Genomic DNA, 23,502 nt, shown 5'->3' on the forward strand with positions numbered 1-23,502 from the left:
TCCCCCAGGCTGCCGTTAACGGCAAGCTAGACGGGTGATGGTGCGCGAGTGGGACCCCAGGACCGCGTCGTCCGCCGAGATCGCGTCGCTGCTGGACACGCTGAACGCGGTTCTGGCGGCCGATCTCCCCGAGGACCCGTCGTGGCGGGAGAGTTGCTTGCGGGAGTACCTCGCCGAGGTGATGCCGGGCGAGCGGCGCATCTCGTGGGTGGCCCAGGCCGAGCCCGACCCCGACGGCACGCCCGGCGCCATCCTGGGTCATGTGCATGTGCTGCTGCTGGGCAACATCGGCGTGCTGGAAGTGCTCGTACACCCCTCCTTGCGGCGTCGTGGGCTCGGCCGGGATCTCGTCCTGCGCGCCGCCCGCCGGGTCTACCAGGAGGGCTTCGAGTCGATCGGGGTGGAGGTCGTGGGTGACACCCCGGCCGTCGGCTTCTACGAGTCACTCGGCTTCTGCCGGGAGTACGTCGAGACCCGCAGCGTGCTCGACCTGGCGACCGTCGACTGGGCCGAGTTGGCCGAGATGTCCACCGGCGTCGGCGCGGGCTACCACGTCCAGTTCCATCCCGGTGGTCCGCCGGACGAGCTGATCGAGGCGTACGCGCGGGCCAAGGCCGAGCTCCGGGACATCGAGGACGGCGAGCTGCGGCCCAGTTCGTACGACCCGCAGCGGCTCCGCGACAGCCTGGACTGCCTGCACCGGCGGGGCATGAAGCCGTACATCGTGCTCGCCCTGCACGAGCAGTCCGGCGAGGTGGCCGGTCTGACCGAGGTGGTGGTGCCGGCCCAGCATCCGACCCGTGCCGATCAGTACGACACCATCGTGGTGCAGGATCACCGCGGCTACGGGATCGACCGCGCGATCAAGGCCCGGATGCTGCTGGAGCTGCGCTCGGCCGAGCCGCAGCTGATCGAGGTGCAGACGTGGAACGCCCAGGCCAACGAGGCGATGCTCAAGGTGAACGCCGAGTTGGGTTACCGCCCCGACCGGGACTGGTGCGAATACAGCGTCGATGTCGCCGAGCTGGTCCACCGCCTCGACAGCTCCCGCTGAGCACGGTCTGGGCCGAAAACCGTTGCGTCCGTTGAAGCAGAGCAAAGGGGCCGCTCAGGGGTGGGCCGAGTGCCGGACCAGGCCGCAGCGACTCGGGCATGGCGCGACGACAGCCCGGCACCGGTGACGGAGTGGTTCAGTAGCGCTGGCGGAGCAGTTGGGCGGCCTCGACGGCCCAGTAGGTGAGGATGACCTGGGCGCCTGCCCGGCGGATCGAGGTGAGCGTCTCCAGCATCACCTGCTCACGGTCGATCCAGCCGTTCGCGGCAGCCGCCTCGACCATCGCGTACTCGCCGGAGACCTGGTAGGCGGCGACCGGGACGTGCACGGCGGCCCGGACCGCCGAGAGAACGTCGAGGTAGGGCAGAGCCGGCTTGACCATCACCAGGTCCGCGCCTTCGGCCACGTCCAGTGCGACCTCGCGCAGGGACTCGCGCAGGTTCGCCGGATCCTGCTGGTAGGTGCGGCGGTCGCCGTCCAGCGCCGATTCCACCGCCTCCCGGAACGGGCCGTAGAACGCCGAGGCGTACTTGACGGCGTACGCAAGCACCGCGACATCCGGGTGGCCGGCCGCGTCGAGCGCCCGGCGTACCACGCCGACCTGGCCGTCCATCATCCCGGACGTCCCGACGACCGTCACCCCGGCGGTGGCCTGGGCAACCGCCATCTCGGCGTACGCGGTGAGGGTGGCGTCGTTGTCCACCGAACCGTCAGGGGCGAGCAGACCGCAGTGCCCGTGCGAGGTGAACTCGTCCAGGCAGAGGTCACTCATCACCACGGTGGCGTCGCCCACCTCGGCGACCACGTCCCGGATCGCGACGTTGAGGATGCCGTTCGGGTCGATGCCGCCCGAGCCACGCTCGTCCCGCGTCGTCGGCACCCCGAACAGCATGATCCCGCCGACGCCGGCCTGCGCCGCCTCCGCCGCGGCCTTGCGCAGCGAGTCGCGGGAGTGCTGAAGCACCCCGGGCAGCGAGCCGATGGCGCGTGGCTCGGTCAGCCCCTCCTTGACGAACAGCGGCACGACCAGTTCGGCCGGGTCGAGACGGGTCTCGGACACCAGCCGCCGCAGCGCCGCGGTGCGGCGCAGCCGGCGGGGCCGGATCTCCGGGTACGACATGCGGGTCTCCCTGACGGCTAGCGGAACCTCAACGCGGTCGGGCCCTGCACCTTCGAACCGCGACGCTGCTTCGCCGGCATCGCGGCGAGCTTCTCCCGCAGCTCGACGGCGTAGCCGGCGAGCGCCTCCACCAGGTCCGGCACGGAGGCGGTCGGCGGCTGGACGTCGACCCGCAGGCCGAACTCCGTGGCGGTCTCCGCCGTCTTGGGCCCGATGACGGCAACCACGGTACGCGCATGCGGTTTCCCGGCGATGCCGACCAGGTTCCGGACGGTCGAGGACGAGGTGAAGAGCACCGCGTCGAACCCGCCCGACTTGATCGCGTCCCGGATCTCGGCGGGCGGCGGCGCCGCCCGGACCGTCCGGTACGCGGTCACGTCGTCGACCTCCCAGCCACGCTCGGTGAGCCCGGCGGCGAGGGTCTCGGTGGCGATGTCGGCGCGCGGCAGCAGCACCCGGCCGACCGGGTCGAGTACCTCGTCGTGCGGCGAGAACTCGGCCAGCAGGCCCTCGGAGGACTGCTCCCCGCTGGGGATCAGCTCCGGCTGGATGCCGAAGGCACGGACCGCCTCCGCGGTCGCCTCGCCGATACAAGCGATCTTCACGCCGCCGAAGTGCCGGGCGTCCAGACCGTGCTCGGCGAACTTCTCCCAGACCGCCCGGACCGCGTTCACCGAGGTGAAGATCACCCAGGCGTACCGCCCGTCGACCAGGCCCTTGACCGCCCGCTCCATCTGGGCCGGCGTACGCGGCGGCTCCACCGCGATGGTCGGCACCTCGCACGGGATCGCGCCGTACGCGCGCAGCCGGGCGCTCATCACGCCGGCCTGCTCCTTGGTCCGTGGCACGAGCACCTTCCAGCCGTACAGCGGCCGGTTCTCCCACCAGCTGAGCTTGTCCCGCTGGCCCACTCCCTCACCGACGGTCAGCACGACCCGGCCGGTGAAACCGAGTGCCGCCGCGACGAAGGAGTCCACGGTCGACGTGGTGGTGTACTGCGTCTCGCCGGTGCCGTCGCCGGTCACTCCGACGGCGGTGCCGCCGTCCAGCCCGGCGGCGAGCAGCCCGTCACGGATCGCGGCGAGATCACCGGCGTCCACCGCGAGCGCCAACGAACCGCGCTGCACGGCTGCGGCCAGCGCCTCGAAGTCCAGGGTGCTGACGTCCTCGACGTCGGCGGCGGTACGCACCCCCGGCAGGGGTACGCCCGCGTAGGTGGCCACGCCCTCGGCCTGACCGACGCCGGGCACCACCTCGAAGTGCGCGGCGGTACGCGCCACCGCCTGCACCTCCTTGACCACCGAGTCGTGGCCGAAGGGGTCACCGGCCACCAGGTGCACCGCGTTCTGCCCGGAGCGGGCGGCTGAGATCAACACCTTCGCCACGTCGCCCGGCACGCCTTCGGCCGGGGTGAACTGGGTGTCGGTCTTGGCCTGGGCCCGGACGACGTCGAGCAACGACTCGGGTACTCCCCGGTCGTACACCACCTGGTCGGCGTCGACCAGGGCGTCGTGCGCCCGGCGGGTCAGCAGGCCCGGGTCGCCGGGTCCAGCCCCGACGAACGCGATGCGGCCTACGGGCTTACGGGTGCGGGTCATTCTGTGCTCCCAAATTGCTGGGTCCCCGGGCCGTCGTGTCCTTGCGGGCCGAGGATCGAGTCGGCGCCGAGTTCGAGGAGTTCGGCGGCGAGTGCCTTGCCGATCTCCGCCGCGTCGGCGAGCGTTCCGGTGCGGGACAGCCGGATCTCATTGGTGCCATCCGGGCTGATCACCGCCCCGCGCAGGTAGATCTCCTGGACAACATCGCCCTCGTCGCCGGAGCCGGTTGGCTCGCCTTCGGCGACGACGGCGTAGGCGGCGACCGGAGCGGAGCATCCGGCCTCCAGGGTGGCCAGCATCGCCCGCTCCGCGGTGACCGCAGCGCGCGACGGTGCGTGGTCGAGCATGGCGAGCAACTCGACGAGTGCCGGATCGTCGATCCGGCACTCGACCGCCAGCGCACCCTGGGCGGGCGCCGGCAGCATCAACATCGGGTCGAGCGTCTCGGTGATCACGTCGGTCCGGTCGAGGCGGGCCAGCCCCGCCCGGGCCAGGACGATGGCGTCCAGGTCGGCCTCTGGACCGAGCACCCGGGCCAGCCGGGTGTCGACGTTGCCCCGGATCGGCGTGACCGACAGTTGCCGGCCCAGCGCGTGCAGCTGGGCGATGCGGCGTAGTGCGCCGGTGCCGATCTTCGCTCCGCCACCGAGTTCGGCAAGCGTCCGACCGTCCCGGGCGACGAGCGCGTCACGCGGATCCTGCCGGGGTGGCACCGCGGCGATGTGCAGCCCGGCCGGCGGCGCGGTGGGCAGGTCCTTGTACGAGTGGACGGCGAAGTCGATCGCACCGGCGACGAGCGCGTCACGCAGGGCGGAGACGAACACGCCGACACCGAGCCGGTGCACCGGAGCGGTGGACTGGTCACCGGCGGTGACCACCTCGACCAGTTCGACCGGGCGGCCGGTCTGGGCCGTCAGGGCCTCGGCGACGTGCCCGGACTGGGCCATCGCCAGCTTGCTGCCCCGGGTGCCGAGGCGCAGCGGGGCGCTCATGACGGCACTCCGTTCCGCTGCTCGCTCATCGTTCACCTTCCGCAGCTGGAGTGATGTCGGGGACGGTGTCCACCGCCGAGGTCTGTGGGACCTGGAGGTCGAACAGCTCGCGCAGCAGCGCCGCGTACTGGTCGCCACCGGGCTCGGCGGCAAGCTGCCGGACCCGCACGGTCGGCTGGTGCAGCAGCCGCTGGACCACCCGGTGCACGGTACGGGCGACCTCGGCGCGCTGGTCGTCGGTGAGGTCGGGGCGGCGCTGCGCGAGTCGGCGCAACTCGGTGCCGACCACGTCGTCGGCCCGCCCGCGCAGGGCGGCCACGGTCGGCGCCACGTCGGCCCCGCGCAGCCAGGTCAGGAAGGACTCCACCTCGCCGGCCACGATGCGTTCGACGGCGGCGGCGTCCGCCACGGCCGGTCCGTCGGCGAGCAGCGTCGCCATCCGGTCGATGTCGATCACCTCGACCCCGGCCAGCTCGGCCACGCCGGGGCCGACGTCGCGTGGTACGGCCAGGTCGAGCAGGACCAACGGGCCGCGTACCGGGTCCCGACCGGCCACCGCCTCGGCGACCACCGCGTGGGTGAGGACCGGATCGGCGGAGGCCGTGGCGGCCACTACGATGTCCACTGTGGAGAGAGTGTCGACCAGTTCGGCCATCGGCCGCGCGGTCGCGCCGTACGATCCGGCCAGCCGGACGGCCCGCTCGGCGCTCCGGTTGGTCACGGTCAGCGGCCCGGCGCCGAGCCGGGACAGCGTCGCCACGCTCAATGAGCCCATCGCGCCCGCCCCCACCACAAGCGCGGGACGGCCGACGAGATCGTCGTCGAGATGACCGGCGGCCAGCCCCAGTGCGGCGGTGACCACGCTCTGGCCGGCCCGGTCGATGCCGGTCTCGGAGTGGGCCCGCTTGCCGACCCGCAGCGCCTGCTGCATCAACTCGTGCAGCAGCCGTCCGGCGGTGTCCGCCTCGCCGGCCCGGTGGTAGGCGTCCCGGAGCTGGCCCAGGATCTGCGCCTCGCCGATCACCAGCGAGTCCAGGCCGGCGGCGACCCGGAAGACGTGGTCCACCGCGGCGGAGTCGAAGTGCACGTAGAGGTGGTTGGCCAACCCGGCCGGCTGGCAGTCGGCCTGCTCGGCGAGCACGGCACAGATGTCACCGAGACCGCCGTGAAAGCCGGACACGGCCGCGTAGACCTCCACCCGGTTGCAGGTGGAGACCAGCACGGCCTCGCTCACGTACGGCTGCGCGACCAGCCGCTCCAGCACGCCGGTGAGACCGGCCGGGGGCACCGCGAGCCGTTCCAGGGTGGCAACCGGCGCGGTGCGGTAGGACGCGCCAACGACGAGGAGTTTCACGTGCCGATCGCCTCCTGGCTCTCGGAGACCGCGAGGCCACCCCGCAGGGCGGTCAGGGCGGACCCACCGGTGGTGGGGAGCGCGGTCAGGGATGCCTTGCGGTGCTCATGAAACGACAGGATCTGCAACTCGATGGCGAGGTCGACCTTGCGCACGTCGACCCCGGAGGGAACGGAGAGGACGCAGGGCGCGAAGTTCAGGATGCTCGTCACGCCGACCGCCACGAGTTGATCGGCCACCTGCTGGGCAGCCGGCGCGGGGGTGGCGATCACACCGATCGCGATCGACTCCTCGGCCGCCACCCGGGGCAGCTCGTCGATGTGCCGTACGACGAGGCCGTTGATCTCCTCACCGACCCGGCCCGGGTCGGCGTCGAAGAGCGCCGCGATTCGGAAACCGCGGCTGGCGAAGCCGTCGTAGCCGGCCAGCGCGTGACCGAGATTACCCACGCCCACCAGGGCGACTGCCCGGCGCTGGGTGAGGCCGAGCACGTACTCGATCTGCTCGATCAGCAACGCCACGTCGTAGCCGACCCCACGGGTGCCGTACGAGCCGAGCTGGGACAGGTCCTTGCGGAGCTTGGCCGAGTTCACTCCGGCGGCGTTGGCCAATCCTTCGCTGGACACCGTCTCGTTACCGGTTTCGGCGAGATTGTGCAGGGCACGGAGGTACTCGGGCAGCCGGGCCACAGTCGCCTCAGGCAGATCCGGAAGCGCCGGTACGGCACCGGCGCGACCGGGCGCGCCAGGGTGGCGATGCTGACTCATGAGACTCCGTGCGGTGCGATCCTTGACCAACTCCACCGGCCGGCCAACTAGGGACTCCCGCTGGCGACCGAAATTGCCGGCTGTGCTAGCAGGACGCGTCGGAATTACAGAGTAGGCGCTTGTGAAGACGTGCACAAATCGCGATCTTGTTGGCACGCACCGCGCCTTCACCAGCCCCTCCGTTCCGCAAGATCGATGGCGATCCCCGTCGGGACCGCCCGCGCGATTATTGCCCAATCCAGACTTCTCTGACCAATCACGCGCAGGTCGCCCGCAGCTCTTCGCCTTTTTCGATCATGAAGTTTCGGCCCGACCGGTCGATTCTGGGCGGCGAAATTCATGATCGACCCAGAACTGCGGGCTGCGGTCACCGGAGAGTGGTGGCGAGGGTCACGGCCTGCACGAGGGTGTCGGCGACCGGATGCCCGGAGGCGTCCAGTCGGGCCCGGTCGGTGAACCCGCCGGCGTAGAGGACCGCACGACCGCCGACCGAGATCGCGGCGTCCGCGTCGTCGATCGAGTCGCCGATCAACACCACCGAACGGCCGTCCACGCCGAGCCCAGCCAGGTGCCGGGCCAGCGACTCGGCCTTGCGGTCGCCGCCGACCTGCGCCCGCAGCCCGTCGACCCGGGTGAAGCGCCCGGTCAGGCCGTACGTCTGCACCGCGGGCACCAGCTCGTCGTGGAACCACATGGAGAGCAGCGACTGGCTGCCCGACCAGGTCGTCATCGCGTCCAGGGCGTCATGGGCCAGCTCACAGCTGGTCAGCCCGAGGCGGTACGCGTCGTGGAAGACCTTGTCCAACCGGCCGAACGTCTCGCCGTCCACCGCCCGCCCGAGCACTTCGGCGTAGTAGTCGGCGATCGGCCGGCGGAAGCGCACCCGGTGCTCCGCCGCGGTCACCGTCGGGCCGCCCTCGCTGACGAACACGGCGTTGGTGCAGGCCACCACCAGGTCAAGATCGTTGAGCAGAGTGCCGTTCCAGTCCCACACCAGATGGGTACGTGCAGGGGTCATCGCCGCACCCTATCCGCCGACGCCGCTCGCCCGGGAGGGTCAGAGTTGCGGGGTGGTCAGATCCCGCAGCAGCCGCTCCTCCTCGACCCGCCAGTAGCCGTGCTCCTTGCCGTCGAGCAGCACCACCGGCAGCCGGTCGCCGTACTCGCGTTCCAACTCGACGTCACCGCTGACATCCCACTCGGTCCACCGGTCGCCGGTGACCGCGACCACCCGATCGAGCGCCGCCTTGGCGTCCTCGCACAGGTGGCAGCCGGGCCGGGTGATCAGAGTCAGGCGGGGCTCACGCATCGGTCTCCTCCGTCGCGTCGGCGGCGTCCTGCATGGTGGCCGAGTCTGGCACACCCCTCGGCGCAGTCCCGTGCACGGAACTCGGGGCGGAGCTGCGGCGAGGGTGCGACGACCGTGACCGGAGCACCTTCCGCAGGGCCGGACCGAGGTCAGGCGGGCCGTCGGCCACCCTGCCGAATCTCGGCCTGACCTGCGGCGTCACCCGAACAGCCGGGATGCCGATTGTCAATCACCTCCCGACGGACAACCGGTCCGCCAGGCTCAGGACGGACCGGTAAATACTTCGGCCCTGTGTAACGGACTTGCCACGCGCGGGTGACGTTGGCCCTATCATCACTCGGGTCGGCTCACCCCGTTTTGCCGTGAGTCGACACCCCTCAGCCCGAGGAGGCCCCCCGTGCCTGTTAGTGCATCGGACCAGCACCTCAAGGGGATCTGCCGCCCGCCGGCACCCCCCGGAGCCATCCTGCCCAGCGGCGACCCGACCAATCGACCATCGCCCGCCGGCGCACCGGTGGGTGGCGGAACGGAGGCGGCACGATGACCACCTTCGGCTTCGCGCACCGCCTGGTGGGCCTGAGCAGCCCGGCGGCACGCACCCCGGTCAACGAACGGACCGGTGCCCATCGCCCGCCGGAGACCCCGGGCAACCTGCCCGCCCGAGGTGAGGGTGCCGCGAAGCGAGTGGGCAGTAGGCCACACCAGAACGAGCCGCCGCATCGACCATCGGTCCCCGGCGGGAACGCGAGACCGGTTGGCGGCCGGGTCGCCTCGCCGAATCGACCAACCATGCCGGCACAGGCCCGGCGCGGCGGAGATCCGCCGGTCACGGACCTGCCGGCGGCCGAGACCGCAGTCCTTCCCGTCGTGCCGGCCACCTCGGGCCCGTCCACCGGGTTTCCGAGTCGCCCCGACCCCTCCGATCCGGCCACCGAGGTCTGGGCCCTCGTCGAGCGGGCCCAGGCCGGCGAGGCCGAGGCATTCGGCCTGATCTACGACCGCTACGTCGACACAGTCTTCCGCTTCGTCTACTTCCGGGTCGGCAACCGGCAACTCGCCGAGGACCTCACCTCCGACACCTTCCTGCGGGCGCTCAAGCGGATCGGCAGCTTCACCTGGCAGGGCCGTGACCTCGGCGCCTGGTTGGTCACCATCGCCCGCAACCTGGTCGCCGACCACTTCAAGTCCGGTCGCTACCGGCTGGAGGTGACCACCGGCGACGTGCTCGACGCCGACCGCGAGGATCGCGGCCCGGAGGGCAGCCCGGAGGCGGCGGTGGTGGAACACATCACGAACGTCGCCCTGCTCACCGCCGTCAAGCGGCTCAATCCGGAGCAGCAGGAGTGCATCGTCCTGCGCTTCCTTCAGGGCTTCTCGGTGGCCGAGACGGCCCGGGCGATGGGCAAGAACGAGGGTGCCATCAAGGCCCTCCAGTACCGTGCGGTCCGGGCCCTGGCCCGGCTGCTTCCGGATGGCTTCCAGCCGTGAGCCGCAGGGCGGCCACACCCGCCGTTCACACCGGGCGGCGGCCAGCTTACCGGCACTGGTGATCGATTTGCGCCATTTCGCCGTCGGGCGGCCCGTAACCGGAGGCCCGCGCGGCGCGTTTCTCCGGGTGCGACCGGTGACGGTCCGGGACCTCCGGATCCCCCGGATGACGGGCGACGACGCCAGCGGCCCCCGCCGCGGCGTCACGCGGTCATCGGTCGCTGCCGGTGACCGCGGCCGACCGGCCGCGTCCAGCGAGAGGAGGTGCCGCGGTGGACAACGCCCTCTTCTCCCGTCGGCGCGCCGAGCGCTTCGCGCAACTGCTTGACGAAGCCAACGGCGGTCGACGCCATCACGTCCGGTCCCGATCCGACGAGCAACTCACGCCGCTCGTCTCGCTCAGCCGGCAGGTGGCCGCCGAGGCGCCCGCCGCCCCGGTGGATCCGGAATTCCGGACCGGCCTACGGGCGATGCTGCTGGCCACCGCCGCCCGCGACGGCATCGGCACGTCCGCCCAGCCGACCGAGAAGGCAAGCGCCGGCCGAAGCCCACTGCTGCCGGCCGTCACCGCCCGCCGGGCCCGCGCCCGGGGCGCGATCCTGGTCGGCATCGCGGCCGGCGCCATCGCCGTTTCGGGCATCTCTGCGGCCAGCGAGAACGCCATGCCGGGTGATGCGCTGTACGGCATGAAGCGCGGTACCGAGCGGGCCCAGCTCGCCCTGGCCAGCTCCGAGATCAACCGGGGCCAGCTCTTGCTCGACTTCGCCGGTACCCGGCTGAGCGAGGCGTCCGCGCTGCGCGGCGACCGGGCCGGCTACAGCGGGGTGCTGGACGACATGGACTCGGACACCCGCCAGGGCGTACGCCTGCTCACCGAGGCCGCGGCACAGCGTTCGGACGCCGCGCCGCTGGACGCCGTCGACGCCTTCGTCAGCCGGCAACGCCGGGCCCTCGACGCAGTTGCCGACGGCGCGTCCCGGGCCGACCGGGAGCGCACCGCACGGTCGCTGCGCCTGCTGGAGTTGGTCGCCGAGCGCGCCGACGCGCTGCGCGCCGCAATCGCCTGTGGCCAGCTCACCAGCACCGCAAGCGACCACCTCGGCCCCACTCCCGGCACCTGTCCCTGAGCGACGGTCGCCCCCGCACCCAGCTCGGGCCGGCGCAGGCCCCCGCACCCAGCTCGGGCCGGCGCAGGCCACCGGCCCGAGGCCGCACGGCAGCTCGGCGTCGTGGTCGGGGCGGGGTGATCGGTTCGCCGGATACCCTCGGACCGAGGCAGACCCGGCGGGCAATGTGAGGGGGAACGGGTGGCGCGCAGCCGCAAGGTGACCGTCAGCACCGACGTACACGGACACACCACCGGTTGGGCCCAGACCGAACCCGCCCCGCCGGTCGCACCGGATCCGAGTGTCGCCGCCTTCTTCGACGTGGACAACACGATGATGCAGGGTGCCTCGCTCTACTGGTTCGCCCGTGGTCTCGCCGCGCGCAACTACTTCACCACCGCCGACCTGGTTCGGTTCGGCTGGCAGCAGCTGCGTTTCCGGCTGCTGGCGCGGGAGCACGCCGGAGACATGACACAGGCCAAGGAGGCCGCGCTGGCCTTCGTCGCGGGCTGGCGGGTGGAAGATGTCGAGCGGCTCACCGAGGAGATCTTCGACGAGCTGATGGCACCCCGGATCTGGGCCGGCACCCGCCGCCTGGCGCAGGGGCATCTCGATGCCGGTGAACGGGTCTGGCTGGTCAGCGCCGCTCCCGTGGAGATCGGCCGGGCAATCGCCACCCGGCTCGGCCTGACCGGTGCGATCGGTACGGTCGCCGAGGTGGTCGACGGCGCGTACACCGGCCGGCTGGTCGGCGACCTGATGCACGGCCCGGCCAAGGCCGAGGCGGTCACCCAGCTCGCCGCCGTGGAAGGGCTGGACCTGAGTCGATGCGTCGCCTACAGCGACTCCGCCAACGACCTGCCGATGCTCCGCACGGTCGGTCGGGCGGTGGCGGTCAATCCGGACGCCGCGCTGCTGCATCAGGCCCGCCAGCACGGCTGGGAGGTCCGCGACTTCCGCACCGGCCGGCGCGCCGTCAAAATCGCTGTACCATCGACCGCCGCCGCCGGACTCGTGGTCGGCGCGGTCACCGCCGGTGTGGCGCTGCATCGCCGCCGACGTAGCGCCTGAACCGCCCCGGCCCGCTCGACCCGGCGCGCCGCTCAGGGACCGAACGGGTCCGGACGCCGTTCCAGCAACTGGTAGAGGGTCTGCTGGATGGTCTCCCGCACCTGGTCGGCGAGGTTGAACACGACAAGCGGGTCGTCCGCCGACTCGGTCAGGTGGGCGGTCGGGATCGGCGGGCAGAACTGGATGAGCCACTTGCTCGGCAGCGGCACCATGCCCAGCGGACCGAGCCAGGGAAAGGTCGGCGTCACCGGGAAGTAGGGCAGCTTGAGCAGCCGGGCCAGCGGCTTGATGTCGGCGAGCATCGGATAGATCTCCTCGCCGCCGACGATCGCGACCGGGATGATCGGGGTGCCGGTACGCAGAGCCGCCGAGACGAAGCCGCCCCGACCGAAGCGTTGCAGCTTGTAACGCTCCGCGTACAGTTTGCCGACGCCCTTGAAGCCCTCCGGGAAGACGCCGACGAGTTCACCACCGCGCAACAGCCGTTCCGCGTCCGGGTTGCAGGCCACCGTGCCGCCGGTCTTGCGCGCGATCTCCGAGACGACCGGCATCCGGAAGACCAGGTCCGCGCCGAGCAGGCGGAGGTAGCGGTGGGCCGGGTGTTCGTGGTGCAGGGCGGTGGAGAGGATCAGCGCGTCCAGTGCCACCGTGCCGGAGTGGTTGCCCACCACCAGCCCGGCGCCGTCGGTGGGCACGTTCTCCAAGCCGCTGACCTCGGTGCGGAACCAGTCCCGGTAGAGCCGCCGCAGCAGCGGGTGGAGCACCGCCCCGGTCAGTTCCGGATCGAAACCGAACTCGTCCACCTCGTAGTCACCGGCGAGCCGTCGGCGCAGGAAGGCCAGCCCGCTGGCGACGCGCCGGTCCCAGACATCACCCGGTTGGTCGGTCACCGCCGGGCTTGGCGGCCCGGCCGGGCGGTGCCCGTTGGACGCGCCCGGCTCGGGGTCGGCGGGCACCGGTGGCGGCACGGCGAACCCGCCGTCGACCCGCGCGGCGTCCGGTCGCTCCCCGCCCCCGGTCACGACCGCTCCCGTACGGCGGCGCGGACCTGCCGGATCCCGTCGAGCACCAACTGCTCGGCGGCGGCCAGTTGCTCCCGGGTCACCACCGCGCGCCCGTGGTGAGCGCGGATGAAGTCGTCGAACGCGGCGGCGGTCGAGCGTGGGGTGAAGCCGTACTCGTCTTCGAGCCGGGCGATGTCCACCACCCGGCCGTGCACGAAGAGGTCGACCTGGTCGAGCCCGTAGCGGCCGTAACCCAGGGCCCGGGCGAGGGCGACGGCACCGGACAGACCCGGCTCCAGCACCGGCACGGCGATCCGGCCGGCGCGCCGGATCGCCTGGGAGAGTGCCAGCACCCCGGGCCCGGCGACGTTGTAGGTGCCCGGATGGTCCTCGGTGACCGACCGGCGCAGCACCTCAAGCGCGTCATCGAAGTGCAGGAACTGCAACCGGGCGTCCCGACCGAAGATGGTGGGCACCACGGGAAGGGAGAAATACCTGGTCAGCGTCGTGTCGGCAGTCGAGCCGATGAACGGCGCGAAGCGCAACACGGTGGCGGTCACGTCGGGACGCCGACGGCGGAAACCACGGACGTATCCCTCGATGTCGAGGATGTCCCGGCCGAAGCCGCCGCGCGGCACCTCCCGGGGCTCGGTCTCCTCGGTGAAGACGGCCGGGTCCCGGAACGAGGCCCCGTACGCCGCGGTCGAGGAGCGGACCACCAGCTTGCGGAGCCGGGGGGCCCGTTGACAGGCGGCGAGCAGCTGCATGGTGCCGATGACGTTCTGTTCCTTCATCGCCGCCCGGCCGCCCTGCTGGGGATCCGGGGCGCTGACCAGGGCCAGGTGCACCACGGCGTCGACGTCGAGGTCGGCGAGGAGCCCGCCGACGGACCCGGTGTCGACCCGGACCCGCTCGACCCGGTCGAGCAGGGCACCGACCTCGGGCGTCGGCTCCGGCACGTCAACGCCGATCACCCGGTCGATCCGGGGGTCGGCGGCCAGTTGGGCCGCGACGTGCGCGCCGAGGTAGCGACTGACTCCGGTCACGACGACGACCCCCGGGAGGCTCGATGAGCCGCCGGGGGTCATGTCTCGCACCTACCCCGGCAGCGGAGACCGAGCCGGGACAGCCACGGCCTGATCACCTGAGCCTCCGAGGGTCGACAGTTGGCAAGTCACGACGCCGGGCCGCAGCCCGGCTGCCGTCACTTGCCGAGACGGCGACGCTGGACGCGGGTCTTGCGCAGCAGCTTGCGGTGCTTCTTCTTAGCCATGCGCTTGCGGCGCTTCTTGACCACCGAACCCATACGACAGCCTTTCGATGCAACGTGCGGCGCGACCGGAAGACGCCGTGAACCAGTGGCGTCGGCGACCGCTTGCGGACAAACGGATCGGACCGGCGGGATGGGCGGCAGGGCGCACCAGCGGTCACGATCGCAAGTCCAGCGTAGCGGGATCGCGTCAGCGGGACCAACGCGCCCCCGGTCGATGCCTCTCAGAAGGCTCGACAAGGCCGGGCACGGCGGCTGGTCAGGCGGTCTCCTGGAAGGCGCCGCGCAGGTACTCGTGCACCGCGTGCTCGGGCACCCGGAACGACCTGCCGACCCGCACGGCGGTCAGCTCACCGCTGTGCACGAGACGGTAGACCGTCATCTTGGACACCCGCATGACCGTCGCCACCTCCGCGACGGTGAGGAACTTGACATCCGACAGCCGACCGTCGGACTGCGACCCGGCCATGGCTCACCCGACCTATCCCATGCCCTTCGCGTGCCGCCCCACAGGTCATCCCGCACGGCCGGCAACGCGCGTGTTAACAGTACGGTAGCGGGGCGGCTGTGACCGGCGCGATCCCTTCCTGCAACTGATCACGAAAACGAGGTCACTCGGACCGGAGAGCGACCACCGGATCGAGCCGACCGGCCCGTTGCGCGGGCACCACGCCGAAGATGATGCCCACCGCCGCCGACACACCGAAGGCCAGCGCCAGCGACCACCAGGTGACCGCCGCCGGGATGGGTGAGACGGCGGCCACCAGCAGCGCGCCACCCACGCCGAGGGCCATCCCGACCAGCCCGCCGATCGCGGTCAGCAGCACCGCTTCCAGCAGGAACTGCACGCCGATGTCGCGGGGCCGGGCGCCGACGGCCTTACGCAGCCCGATCTCCCTGGTCCGTTCCCGCACCGAGACGAGCATGATGTTGGACACCCCGACGCCTCCGACAAGCAACGAGATGCCGGCAATGGCCGCCAGTACGCCGGTCAGGATGCCGAGGATGTCACCGAGCACGCCGAGGATCTGCTCCTGGGTGACCGCGCTGAACTCGGTGCCGGGATGCCTGCCGTTCAGCTCCGCCACGATCCGCTCGCCCAGTTCGTCGATGCGTTCCCGGTCCGGCGCCTTGACCGCGATCGCGTCCACCCGCTGGGTGCCGTACAGCCGCTGCGCGGCGGTCACCGGGATGTGCACCTCGTCGTCCCGGTCGACGCCGAGGCTCTGCCCCAGCGGGGCAAAGACGCCGATCACCCGGAACCGGACGCCCGCGACGTTCACCTGCTGGCCCACCGCCTCCCGGTCGGGAAACAGGACCCGAGCGACCGAGTCGCCGAGGATCGCGACCCGCCGGCCGGTGTCCACATCGGATCGACTCAGGTAGCGGCCCCGGGTCACGTCCCGGGCGAAGACCGCCGGGGTGGTCTCCAGCACGCCCTGCACGGTGGTGAAGTCCTGCCGGGTGCCGGCGCGTACGGTCGCGCCGGAGGCGACGGTCACCGCGACCCGACCGGGATCACCGACCACCCGGCCGACGGCGTCCACGTCCTGCAACGTCAGTGGGGAGACCGCCGGTGCGGAACCCACGTCGAGCCGTCCCGGGACGACCAGCAACAGGTTCGAGCCGAGCCCCTCGACCTGCTGCTCGACCGTCTGCTTCGTGCCGGTGCCGATGGCCACCAGCAGCACCACGGAGGCGACGCCGATGATCACCCCGAGCATGGTCAGCAGGCTGCGCATCCGGTTGGCCCGCAGCGCGTCCGACGCCACCCGCCATGCCTCGGCCAGTCTCACGAGCCGACCCCGCCAGCCACCGGGTCGGCATCGCTGTCGGCGACGACCACTCCGTCCCGCATCGTGATCCGGCGGCGGGCGCGGGCCGCCACCTCCGCGTCGTGGGTGACCATCACCAGCGCCACCCCCGACTCGGCGTTGAGCCGTTCCAGCAGTTCCAGCACGGTCGCGCCGGTGGTGCTGTCCAGGTTGCCGGTCGGCTCGTCGGCGAGCAGCACGGTCGGGTCGGTGACCAGGGCGCGGGCGATCGCCACCCGCTGCTGCTCACCTCCGGAGAGTTGGTTGGGCCGGTGGTCCAGCCGGTGTCCCAGGCCGACCCGCCCGAGCATCGCGGCGGCGCGCTCGCGCCGCTCGCGAGCGCCCACCCCCCGGTACACCAGCGGCAGCGCCACGTTCTCCACCGCCGAGGTACGCGGCAACAGGTGGAACGCCTGGAAGACGAAGCCGATGGTCTCGTTGCGCAACCGGGCCAGTTCGGGCGCGGAGAGTTCGCCCACCGCGCGGCCACCGATCACCAGCCGGCCACCGGTCGGCCGGTCGAGGCCGCCGAGCAGGTGCATGAGGGTGGACTTGCCCGACCCGGAGGGCCCGATCAGCGCCACGTAGTCGCCGGCCGAGACGGTCAGACTCACCCCGCGCAGGGCCGGTACCGAGAATCCGTCCAGCTGGTACGTGCGGGACACGTCGACCGCCTCGATCGCGGGTGCCCCGCTCACCGCGCCGCCCCGGTTCGCCGGCCGGGATCCCGGCTCATCCCACCTCCTGGCCGTCGCGGACCTGGTCGGTGCCACGGACCACCACCCGGTCCCCCGGCTGCACCCCGTCGACGATCTGCACCAGGTCCTGGCCCTGTACGCCGACAGTGACCACCGCCCGGTCGGCCCGACCGTCCCGGACCACCCAGACCGCGTCCCGCCCGTCCATCGAGAAGATCGCGGAAGCGGGCACGGTCACCGCGTCATCCGCCTCCCGGACCCGCAGCCGCAGCACCGCGTTCATCCCGGGTCGCGGGCTCGGTGCCGGTTCCGCCTCACCGAACTGGCCGGTGCCGAGGGCGAGCCGGACCCGGTAGCTGACCCCACCCCGGGCCGACGTGCTGGGCAGCACATCGATCGAGCGGACGGTGGCCGGGTAGCTGGCGCCGGGCACCGCGTCCAACTCGACAGTGCCGGCCAGGCCGGCCCGGACCAGCAGCACGTCGGTCTCGTCCACCTCGGCCAGCAGGCCGAGTTCGCGGGTGTCCACCACCGTCAGCACCGGGGTTCCGGCGGTGACCCGACCACCGACCGGGACGGCGGTGTCCACGCCCGGCGGCGGCCCGGCCGGTGCACCGCCGAGCGCCGCCGGGTCGAGCCCGGGCGGGAGTCCACCCGGCGCCGCCAGCAGCCCGGCGAGGGCACCCGCCGAACCGGCGCTACTCACGCCACCCGGCTGCACCACCCCGGCGATCGGGGCACGCAGCGTCAACGCGTCGACCGTCGCCTTGGCCAGGTCGTACGCCTGCTGAGCCTGAAGTCGTTGGGCGGTGGCGAGCGCGCTGACGGCGGAGTTCAGGTTGCGTACGCCGCGCTGCACCTCGCGTACCGCCCGGTCGGCCGCCCGCGCGGCGGCGTCGTACTGTCGCCGGGCGGACTCGACCTGTGCGAGCAGTGCCTTCCGCAGCTCCGGATCGCTGATCTTCTTGGCGGCGGCGCGAGCGGCGGAATGCGCCTCGGCCGCGGCCCGGTCGGTGCCGCGCAGCGAGCCGGCGAGGTCGCCGCCACCACCACCGCCGCCGGCCCGCTTCGCCGCGTTGAGCGCGACGCGGGCCTGGCGCAGCCGCTCCGCGCCGCCGGCGAGTTGATCACGGCGAGCACCTGGCCGCGCCGGACCCGCTGGCCCGGCTCGACCCGCAGGCTGGCCAGGGTTCCGTCGGCGGGCGCGGTGAGGGTCGCCGCCGCCCGGGCGGTGACCGTGGCCGGGGCGTCGATCTCCTCGGTGACCGGGGCCAGGGTTGCCGAGGCGAGTGCGATCGACGGCTCGTCGGTACCGCAGGAGGCGGCGCTGGTGAGGGTCAGGACGGCGACGGCGAACAGGGCGGTGAGCAGGCGGGGCCGCGAGGCGGCGGCCGGCCGCGGCGGGTCGAGGCGGCGCACCCGACCCATGCTACGAGCCGGCGGCGATCCGACCGCCGCACGCCGTCAGCCGACGGCGCGCCGGATGTACTTGGCGCAGTCGGCCTGCACCTTGGTCCAGGGCTTGCCGAAGATCTCCTCGGAGACCTGCCTCGGCACGCGCAGGTCGTGCACCACCGCCTTGACGAAGGCGAGCACCTTCTCTGCACCGAACCGGTCCAGCAGGTACCGGATGGCGAGGTACGCGACCCCGTAACTGCCGGTCGCCTCCTCGGCCGAAGCGTCCCCGGCGGGCAGCAGCTTGTCCAGCTTGCCGTTCCAGTCGCCCTTGACCAGCTTCCGGATGGGAATCAGCCAGTCGTTCCGGGCGAACGACGCACCATCGGCGCCCGCGTGCTCGGCCAGCCCTTCGATCAGCCACCAGGCCGAATCGTCCCAGTAGTCGTTCTCCGGCAACGAGGCGGCGTGGGCAAGCTCGTGCCGAAGCATGACGTCAAGGTAGGCGCTGTCGTTGAAGGCGTCCGGCCCGAGCACCACATCGTGGTGACCACCGCCGACGTTCACGGTGTACCCGGCGCCCCACTCCGGCTGGTCGCCGCCGTACCAGCGCTTCCACTCCTTCGGGCCGGCGTAGAAGATCCGGTACCGGTCGGGTGCCGCACCGTGCACGACGTACCGGTCGGCCACCTTGGCCGCCGCCTCGGCCCGCTTCAACAGGCCCGGCAGCCGGTCACGGTACGCCGGTGTGGTGCCCACGATGGTGCGTTTGCCCACCGCCGCCACCAGTTCGCTGACCTCCCAGGGCAGGGTGCCGGCCTGCCCACGGACCCGACCACCCACCTGCGGCGTGGCCGTCGACTTCTCCAGCTCGATCAGCCGGGGCTCCGCTCCGTCCCGCCACAACGTGTTCACCAGCAACGGGCTGGGCCGGCAGTCCGGCACCACGAAGCAGTACCCGAACTGCACCGACAACCGCCACTCACCGGCGCTGCCGGCCGGTGTGGGCAGACCGTTCGGGCGGGCCTCCCAGCGGGTCACCCGCAGTTCCCGCAACCCGGCGAACCGGCGCCGCAGGTCGCTGTGCACGTCGCGGTCCGCGATCGCCAGGAAGCCGGCCCGGTCACCGGCGAGCAGCGCCGCGGACTGCCGATCCAGCTGCGCGGTGATCCGCTCGGCGACCTGCCGGGCGGCGCGGGTGGTCGGATTCTCGGTCGGCGCCACGGCCTCGGCCGGCGTCTCGACATCGGCGTCGCCGACCACCACCAGCGCCACCGGCACCGCGCCGGCCACCAGCAGCACGACCACGACGGGCAGCGCCCACCGCCACCAGCGCCGCCGCGCCGGACCGGCCACCGGCACCGGTTCAGGCACGACGGCCAGCAGTTCCGGTGCGATCGACTCCGCACTCGCTGCGGTCGACTTCGGCGTGCTGTCGCCGGCCTGAGGTTCCCCGTGGCTCATGCCGGAAGCGTACGGTTCATGCACCACTGGGGACGGTCAGGCCGCAATCGGCAAGATCACGGCCGGACGGGTCACCCCGCAGCGGATCGCGCGGGAGGCGACGGCCAGGCCCGGTACGCGATGTCGAGTGCCGCGATCAGCTGCGCGAAGGAAGGGTCCACCTCGCGGGGCAGGCCGAAGCCACCGGCCGCCTCCAGCGAGACGAAACCGTGCACGGCGGCGCGGAACATCCGGGTCGCGTCGACGGCGGCGTCGCCGTCGATCCCGTACCCCTGAAGGATGGCGTAGGCGACGCCGACGGCTCGCTCGGCCGCCGCCAGGTGCGCCGGATCGGCCGGGTCCGGCACCCGTTGGGAGGCCGCATAGCGGCCGGGATGCCGCCGGGCGTACGACCGGTAGGCGATGGACACCGCGCGGAGCGCGTCCGCGCCGCTGCGACCGGCGGCGGCGGTCATCATCTCGTCGGCGAGTTCGGCGGTGGCCAGCGCGGAGATCTTCTGCGCGAGCGCGTCGGCGCCCCTGACGTGCTTGTAAAGGCTGGGCAGGGCGACGCCGAGTCGGCTCGCCAGCTCGGCCAGGGTCAGCCGGTCGTAGCCGACCTCGTCGGCGAGTTCGGCTGCGGCCCGCACCACCACCTGCGGATTGAGCCCGGCCCTAGGCATTGTCGGTCACCGCGAGGAAGTCGACCAGCTCGCTGGTCATCGCCTCCGGCCGGTCGGCGTGCGGGTAGTGCCCGGCGTCGGTGATCATCCGCGCCTCGGCGATCCGGAACAGTCGCCGGGCGGCCCGGGCCTCGGCGGCCGGGTCGGGGAAGTCGGGATCCTTCGTGCCCATCAACACCAGCACCGGCTGCCGCACCTGCGGAGCGCGTGTGGTCCAGTGCGGCTCGACCGGGGCGGCCACCCCTCGCACCGGTGCCATCCGGCCGGGCCGGCGCAGCGCGGCCACCAACTGCCTGCGGTACTCCGCGTCGTCGGCGGGCCGGTGCACCGGGAAGAGGGTGCGGTGGAACATCCCGAACAGTCGCGGGCTGCGGACCACCGCCGCCACGGCGAGGCGCATGAACGGGTTGAGCTTCGGCTCCGCCACGAACGCGCCGACCAGCACGATGGCGTTCACCAGTTCCGGCGCGTCGGTGGCGGCGAAGACCACCGCTGCGGCGCTTGACGAGTTGCCGACAAGCGTGGCCGGGCCGCCGTCGAGGTCGCGGACCACCGCCAGCAGATCGGCACCCACCTCGACCGGGGCGTACGTCGGCCATCCGGTGCTCGAGTCGCCGTGCCCCCGGACGTCGACCGAGGCGACCCGGTAACCCGCCGCGACCAGCAGCGGAACGAGATGTCGGTAGGAGTGGCGGTTCTCCCCCATGCCGTGTGCGAGGACCACCAGCGGCCCCCGTCCGTGCACCTCGTAGGCGATCCGACCGCCAGCGCGTGCCACAAAGCTATTAGTCATAGCCAAAAGGCTAACCCCATTAGCCAAACTCGTCAAGCCGCCATCGCCAGCGCGCTGCTCAGGTCGACAGGTCGCGGCCGGCTACTTGCGGGAGGCCACCGCGCGGGCGAAGAAGGCGAGGTTGGCGGGGCGCTCGGCGAGGCGGCGCATCAGATAGCCGTACCAGTCGTCGCCGTACGGGACGTAGGTGCGCACGGTGTAGCCCTCGCCGGCCAGTCGGGCCTGCTCCTCCGGCCGGATGCCGTAGAGCATCTGGAACTCGAAGCGGTCCGGGGCACGATCGAACCAGCGGGCCCGGTCCTCGCCGATGGCGATCAGGCGAGGGTCATGGGTGGCCAGCATCGGGTAGCCGTCACCCGACATCAGGATGTTCAGACAGCGGACGTAGGACTTGTCCACCTCGCGGACGGTCTGGTACGCCACCGACTCCGGCTCCCGGTACGCCCCCTTGCACAACCGCACCCGGGAACCGGCCGAGGCCAGCTCGCGGCAGTCCGACTCGGTACGCCGCAGGTACGCCTGCAACACCGCACCCGTCGACGGGTAGTCCTTGCGGAGCTTGGCCAGGATGTCAAGCGTCGAGTCGGTGGTGGTGTGGTCCTCCATGTCCAGGGTGACCGTGGTCCCCGCGGCGTCGGCCGCGGCGCAGATCGCCCGCGCGTTGTCGTGCGCCAGCTGCTCGTCGAACGCCTGGCCGAGCGCGGAGAGCTTGACGCTCACCTCGGCGGCGGGCGTCAGCCCCGCCTCGGCGAGCATCCGCAGCAGCGTCAGGTACTCGTCCCGGGTGGCGATGGCCTGCTCGGCGGTGACGGTGTCCTCGCCGAGGTTGTCGAGGCTGACGGCGAGACCATCAGTGACGAGTTCGCGGGTCACGCGCAACGCGTCGGCGGTCTGCGCGCCGGCGACGAACCGGCGCACGACGTCCCGGGAGAACGGGGCCGTCGCGACGAGCCGCTCGACCCGGGATGACCGGGAGGCGGCGAGGATGACGGTACGGAGCATGAGCCGAGCGTAACGCTCGTCCGGTGCCCGGGACGCGCCACCGGAGTACCCCCGGATAGCGCCTATCGGTTACAACCATGGCGTGGAACGACACCCCCGCCGCCGACTGCGGTCGGCCTCCGTACAGCTCGGCGCGCTCACCGCGCTGGCCCTCGCCCTCTCCGGCTGCAACCTGACCTCGGACGACGATGACGACGACTGCGCCCTCGGCCCGACCGGTGGGGGTGACACGGTGGCCCTGGCCATGCGGGTCCCGGCTGCCGTCGCCGAGCCGGCCGCCGGCCGGGCCGCACCGGAGCCCACCAGCGCGGTCGTGCCCGACCGGGGCGGCTTCGGTACCCATCTCGCCTCCTGCGGCGGCTGACGGTGCGCCGCGAACCGGTCGAGCCGCGTCCCGACTGGGACGCCACCATTCGGGCCCAGGGCCTCGTCTACGTCGACACCGAGCTGCCCGACGGCGGGGTCATGTCGTACTGGGACGAGACCGCCGCGTACGCCTTCGAGCTGGACGAGGTGCTGCGGCTGGAGGAGGCCACCGAGGAACTGCACCGGATGTCGGTGACCGCCGCCGAGCACGTGGTGGCCCGCAACCGGTACGCCGAGTTCGGCATCCCGGGCTGGGCGGCCGAGGCGGTCGCCCGATCGCTGCGGGAAAGGCCGCCCACCCTCTACGGCCGCTTCGATCTCTGGTACGACGGCAGCTGGCCACCGAAGCTGCTGGAGTACAACGCGGACACCCCGACCGCGCTGGTCGAGGCGAGCATCACCCAGTGGTACTGGCTTGAGCACACCCGACCCGAACTGGACCAGTGGAACAGCCTGCACGAGCGGCTGGTCGCCGCCTGGGCCAAGATCGGCGCCGGCCTGCACGACCGCCGGGTGCACGTGGTCTGGTCGAACGAGGAGGAGACCGGCGAGGACCACATGACCGCCGGCTACCTGGCGGAGACCGCCCGCCAGGCGGGGCTGGACGTGACGCTGCTGCCGATCCAGGAGATCGGCTGGGACGGCCGCCGCTTCGTCGACGCCGCCGACGCCCCGATCACCACCTGCTTCAAGCTCTACCCCTGGGAGTGGATGCTTGCCGAGCCGTACGGTCCGCTGGCCCTGGCACCGGGCACACCGACCACCTGGATCGAGCCGGCCTGGAAGCTGCTGCTCTCCAACAAGGCGTTGCTGGCGGTGCTCTGGGAGCTGTTCCCGGGCCATGAACTGCTGCTGCCGGCGTACCTCGACTCGCCGCGCGGCATGCCGGAGTACGTCGCCAAGCCGCTGCTCGGCCGGGAGGGTGCCGCGGTACGCATCGTCACCGCCGGCGGTGAGTTCACCAACCCGGGCGACTACGGCGACGAGGGCTTCTGTTACCAGGAGTTCCGGGCGTTGCCCGAGTTCGCCGGTAACCGGCTGGTGGTGGGCAGTTGGACCGTCGACGGCGAGTCGGCGGGCGCCGGGCTACGGGAGAGCGCAAGTCTGATCACTGACGGTTACGCCCGGTTCCTGCCGCACTACATCGACGCACCGCGCCCCGGTTGAGTCGTCTA

The 23,502-nt window shown here is 72.1% G+C and carries 23 protein-coding genes and 1 pseudogene; 6 read left to right on the forward strand and 18 right to left on the reverse strand.

Translation table 11 applies throughout. The features are described from left to right. Positions 1-37: 37 nt before the first annotated feature. Entirely contained in the window at positions 38-1,054 is a 1,017-nt protein-coding gene (locus QQG74_RS28670; RefSeq protein ID WP_341721423.1) for a GNAT family N-acetyltransferase, read from the forward strand. A gap of 136 nt (positions 1,055-1,190) precedes the next feature. Here the strand turns inward: QQG74_RS28670 and hemB are convergent, their stop codons facing one another. The 7 genes from hemB to QQG74_RS28705 all read right to left on the reverse strand — a co-directional run bounded on the left by hemB (position 1,191) and on the right by QQG74_RS28705 (position 8,194). Then, positions 1,191-2,174: a porphobilinogen synthase gene (gene hemB / locus QQG74_RS28675; RefSeq protein ID WP_341717765.1), complete on the reverse strand. Its 984-nt coding sequence runs from the start codon at positions 2,172-2,174 to the stop codon at positions 1,191-1,193. A 17-nt stretch (positions 2,175-2,191) separates the two neighbouring features. After that, on the reverse strand, positions 2,192-3,772 hold the full coding sequence (locus tag QQG74_RS28680; RefSeq protein ID WP_341717766.1) for a uroporphyrinogen-III synthase: 1,581 nt from the start codon (positions 3,770-3,772) through the stop codon (positions 2,192-2,194). Continuing rightward, the gene (hemC, locus tag QQG74_RS28685; protein WP_341717767.1) at positions 3,769-4,764 is read right to left on the reverse strand and encodes a hydroxymethylbilane synthase; all 996 of its coding nucleotides are present in this window, start codon (positions 4,762-4,764) and stop codon (positions 3,769-3,771) included. The genes QQG74_RS28680 and hemC overlap by 4 nt, the downstream gene beginning before the upstream one ends. Positions 4,765-4,789: 25 nt before the next feature. Next, a complete protein-coding gene (locus QQG74_RS28690; protein WP_341717768.1) occupies positions 4,790-6,118 on the reverse strand; it encodes a glutamyl-tRNA reductase in 1,329 nt (442 codons plus the stop codon). Beyond that, positions 6,115-6,885: a redox-sensing transcriptional repressor Rex gene (locus QQG74_RS28695; RefSeq protein WP_341717769.1), complete on the reverse strand. Its 771-nt coding sequence runs from the start codon at positions 6,883-6,885 to the stop codon at positions 6,115-6,117. The genes QQG74_RS28690 and QQG74_RS28695 overlap by 4 nt, the downstream gene beginning before the upstream one ends. 367 nt (positions 6,886-7,252) lie before the next feature. Continuing rightward, positions 7,253-7,903 (reverse strand): HAD hydrolase-like protein, encoded by a 651-nt coding sequence (locus QQG74_RS28700; RefSeq protein ID WP_341717770.1) that lies wholly within the window; start codon positions 7,901-7,903, stop codon positions 7,253-7,255. Positions 7,904-7,942: 39 nt separating this feature from the next. After that, on the reverse strand, positions 7,943-8,194 hold the full coding sequence (locus QQG74_RS28705) for a glutaredoxin family protein (RefSeq protein WP_341717771.1): 252 nt from the start codon (positions 8,192-8,194) through the stop codon (positions 7,943-7,945). Between the two features lie 540 nt (positions 8,195-8,734). Here QQG74_RS28705 and QQG74_RS28710 point away from each other — a divergent pair. The 3 genes from QQG74_RS28710 to QQG74_RS28720 all read left to right on the forward strand — a co-directional run bounded on the left by QQG74_RS28710 (position 8,735) and on the right by QQG74_RS28720 (position 11,859). Next, on the forward strand, positions 8,735-9,682 hold the full coding sequence (locus QQG74_RS28710; protein ID WP_341717772.1) for an ECF subfamily RNA polymerase sigma factor, BldN family: 948 nt from the start codon (positions 8,735-8,737) through the stop codon (positions 9,680-9,682). A gap of 272 nt (positions 9,683-9,954) precedes the next feature. After that, the gene (locus QQG74_RS28715; protein ID WP_341717773.1) at positions 9,955-10,809 is read left to right on the forward strand and encodes a DUF5667 domain-containing protein; all 855 of its coding nucleotides are present in this window, start codon (positions 9,955-9,957) and stop codon (positions 10,807-10,809) included. Positions 10,810-10,989: 180 nt separating this feature from the next. Then, positions 10,990-11,859, forward strand: a complete 870-nt coding sequence (locus tag QQG74_RS28720) for an HAD-IB family hydrolase (RefSeq protein WP_341717774.1) — start codon at positions 10,990-10,992, stop codon at positions 11,857-11,859. 32 nt (positions 11,860-11,891) lie between these two features. On the opposite strand, the gene QQG74_RS28725 is transcribed toward QQG74_RS28720, so the two are convergent. From QQG74_RS28725 to QQG74_RS28775, 11 genes and pseudogenes are all read right to left on the reverse strand, one after another. Continuing rightward, on the reverse strand, positions 11,892-12,749 hold the full coding sequence (locus QQG74_RS28725) for a lysophospholipid acyltransferase family protein (RefSeq protein WP_341721424.1): 858 nt from the start codon (positions 12,747-12,749) through the stop codon (positions 11,892-11,894). 128 nt (positions 12,750-12,877) lie between these two features. After that, positions 12,878-13,951 (reverse strand): NAD-dependent epimerase/dehydratase family protein, encoded by a 1,074-nt coding sequence (locus tag QQG74_RS28730; protein ID WP_341717775.1) that lies wholly within the window; start codon positions 13,949-13,951, stop codon positions 12,878-12,880. 116 nt (positions 13,952-14,067) lie between these two features. Beyond that, positions 14,068-14,169 (reverse strand): AURKAIP1/COX24 domain-containing protein, encoded by a 102-nt coding sequence (locus tag QQG74_RS28735; protein WP_007465623.1) that lies wholly within the window; start codon positions 14,167-14,169, stop codon positions 14,068-14,070. Between the two features lie 223 nt (positions 14,170-14,392). Beyond that, positions 14,393-14,602 (reverse strand): helix-turn-helix domain-containing protein, encoded by a 210-nt coding sequence (locus tag QQG74_RS28740; protein WP_091079691.1) that lies wholly within the window; start codon positions 14,600-14,602, stop codon positions 14,393-14,395. A gap of 142 nt (positions 14,603-14,744) precedes the next feature. After that, positions 14,745-15,929 carry an ABC transporter permease gene (locus QQG74_RS28745; RefSeq protein WP_341717776.1) on the reverse strand — a complete coding sequence of 395 codons (1,185 nt, stop codon included), beginning with the start codon at positions 15,927-15,929 and terminating at the stop codon, positions 14,745-14,747. Beyond that, positions 15,926-16,645 (reverse strand): ABC transporter ATP-binding protein, encoded by a 720-nt coding sequence (locus tag QQG74_RS28750; protein WP_341717777.1) that lies wholly within the window; start codon positions 16,643-16,645, stop codon positions 15,926-15,928. Before QQG74_RS28750 ends, QQG74_RS28745 begins: the two co-directional genes overlap by 4 nt. 34 nt (positions 16,646-16,679) lie before the next feature. After that, a pseudogene (locus tag QQG74_RS28755) lies at positions 16,680-18,073 on the reverse strand (efflux RND transporter periplasmic adaptor subunit). A gap of 36 nt (positions 18,074-18,109) precedes the next feature. After that, positions 18,110-19,504 carry a hypothetical protein gene (locus tag QQG74_RS28760; RefSeq protein WP_341717778.1) on the reverse strand — a complete coding sequence of 465 codons (1,395 nt, stop codon included), beginning with the start codon at positions 19,502-19,504 and terminating at the stop codon, positions 18,110-18,112. A 71-nt stretch (positions 19,505-19,575) separates the two neighbouring features. After that, positions 19,576-20,166 (reverse strand): WHG domain-containing protein, encoded by a 591-nt coding sequence (locus QQG74_RS28765; protein WP_341717779.1) that lies wholly within the window; start codon positions 20,164-20,166, stop codon positions 19,576-19,578. Continuing rightward, complete coding sequence (locus QQG74_RS28770; protein ID WP_341717780.1) at positions 20,159-20,959, reverse strand: alpha/beta hydrolase; 801 nt, start codon at positions 20,957-20,959, stop codon at positions 20,159-20,161. Before QQG74_RS28770 ends, QQG74_RS28765 begins: the two co-directional genes overlap by 8 nt. An 81-nt stretch (positions 20,960-21,040) precedes the next feature. Further along, positions 21,041-21,961 (reverse strand): proline dehydrogenase family protein, encoded by a 921-nt coding sequence (locus QQG74_RS28775; protein ID WP_341717781.1) that lies wholly within the window; start codon positions 21,959-21,961, stop codon positions 21,041-21,043. Between the two features lie 82 nt (positions 21,962-22,043). Between QQG74_RS28775 and QQG74_RS28780 the strand changes: the two genes are divergently transcribed. Together QQG74_RS28780 and QQG74_RS28785 are read left to right on the forward strand one after the other, a co-directional pair. Beyond that, positions 22,044-22,325 carry a hypothetical protein gene (locus QQG74_RS28780; RefSeq protein ID WP_341717782.1) on the forward strand — a complete coding sequence of 94 codons (282 nt, stop codon included), beginning with the start codon at positions 22,044-22,046 and terminating at the stop codon, positions 22,323-22,325. A gap of 2 nt (positions 22,326-22,327) precedes the next feature. After that, positions 22,328-23,494: a glutathionylspermidine synthase family protein gene (locus QQG74_RS28785; RefSeq protein ID WP_341717783.1), complete on the forward strand. Its 1,167-nt coding sequence runs from the start codon at positions 22,328-22,330 to the stop codon at positions 23,492-23,494. The last annotated feature ends 8 nt before the right edge of the window (positions 23,495-23,502 follow it).

The sequence above is a fragment of the Micromonospora sp. FIMYZ51 genome (assembly GCF_038246755.1).
Classification (GTDB): Bacteria; Actinomycetota; Actinomycetes; order Mycobacteriales; family Micromonosporaceae; genus Micromonospora.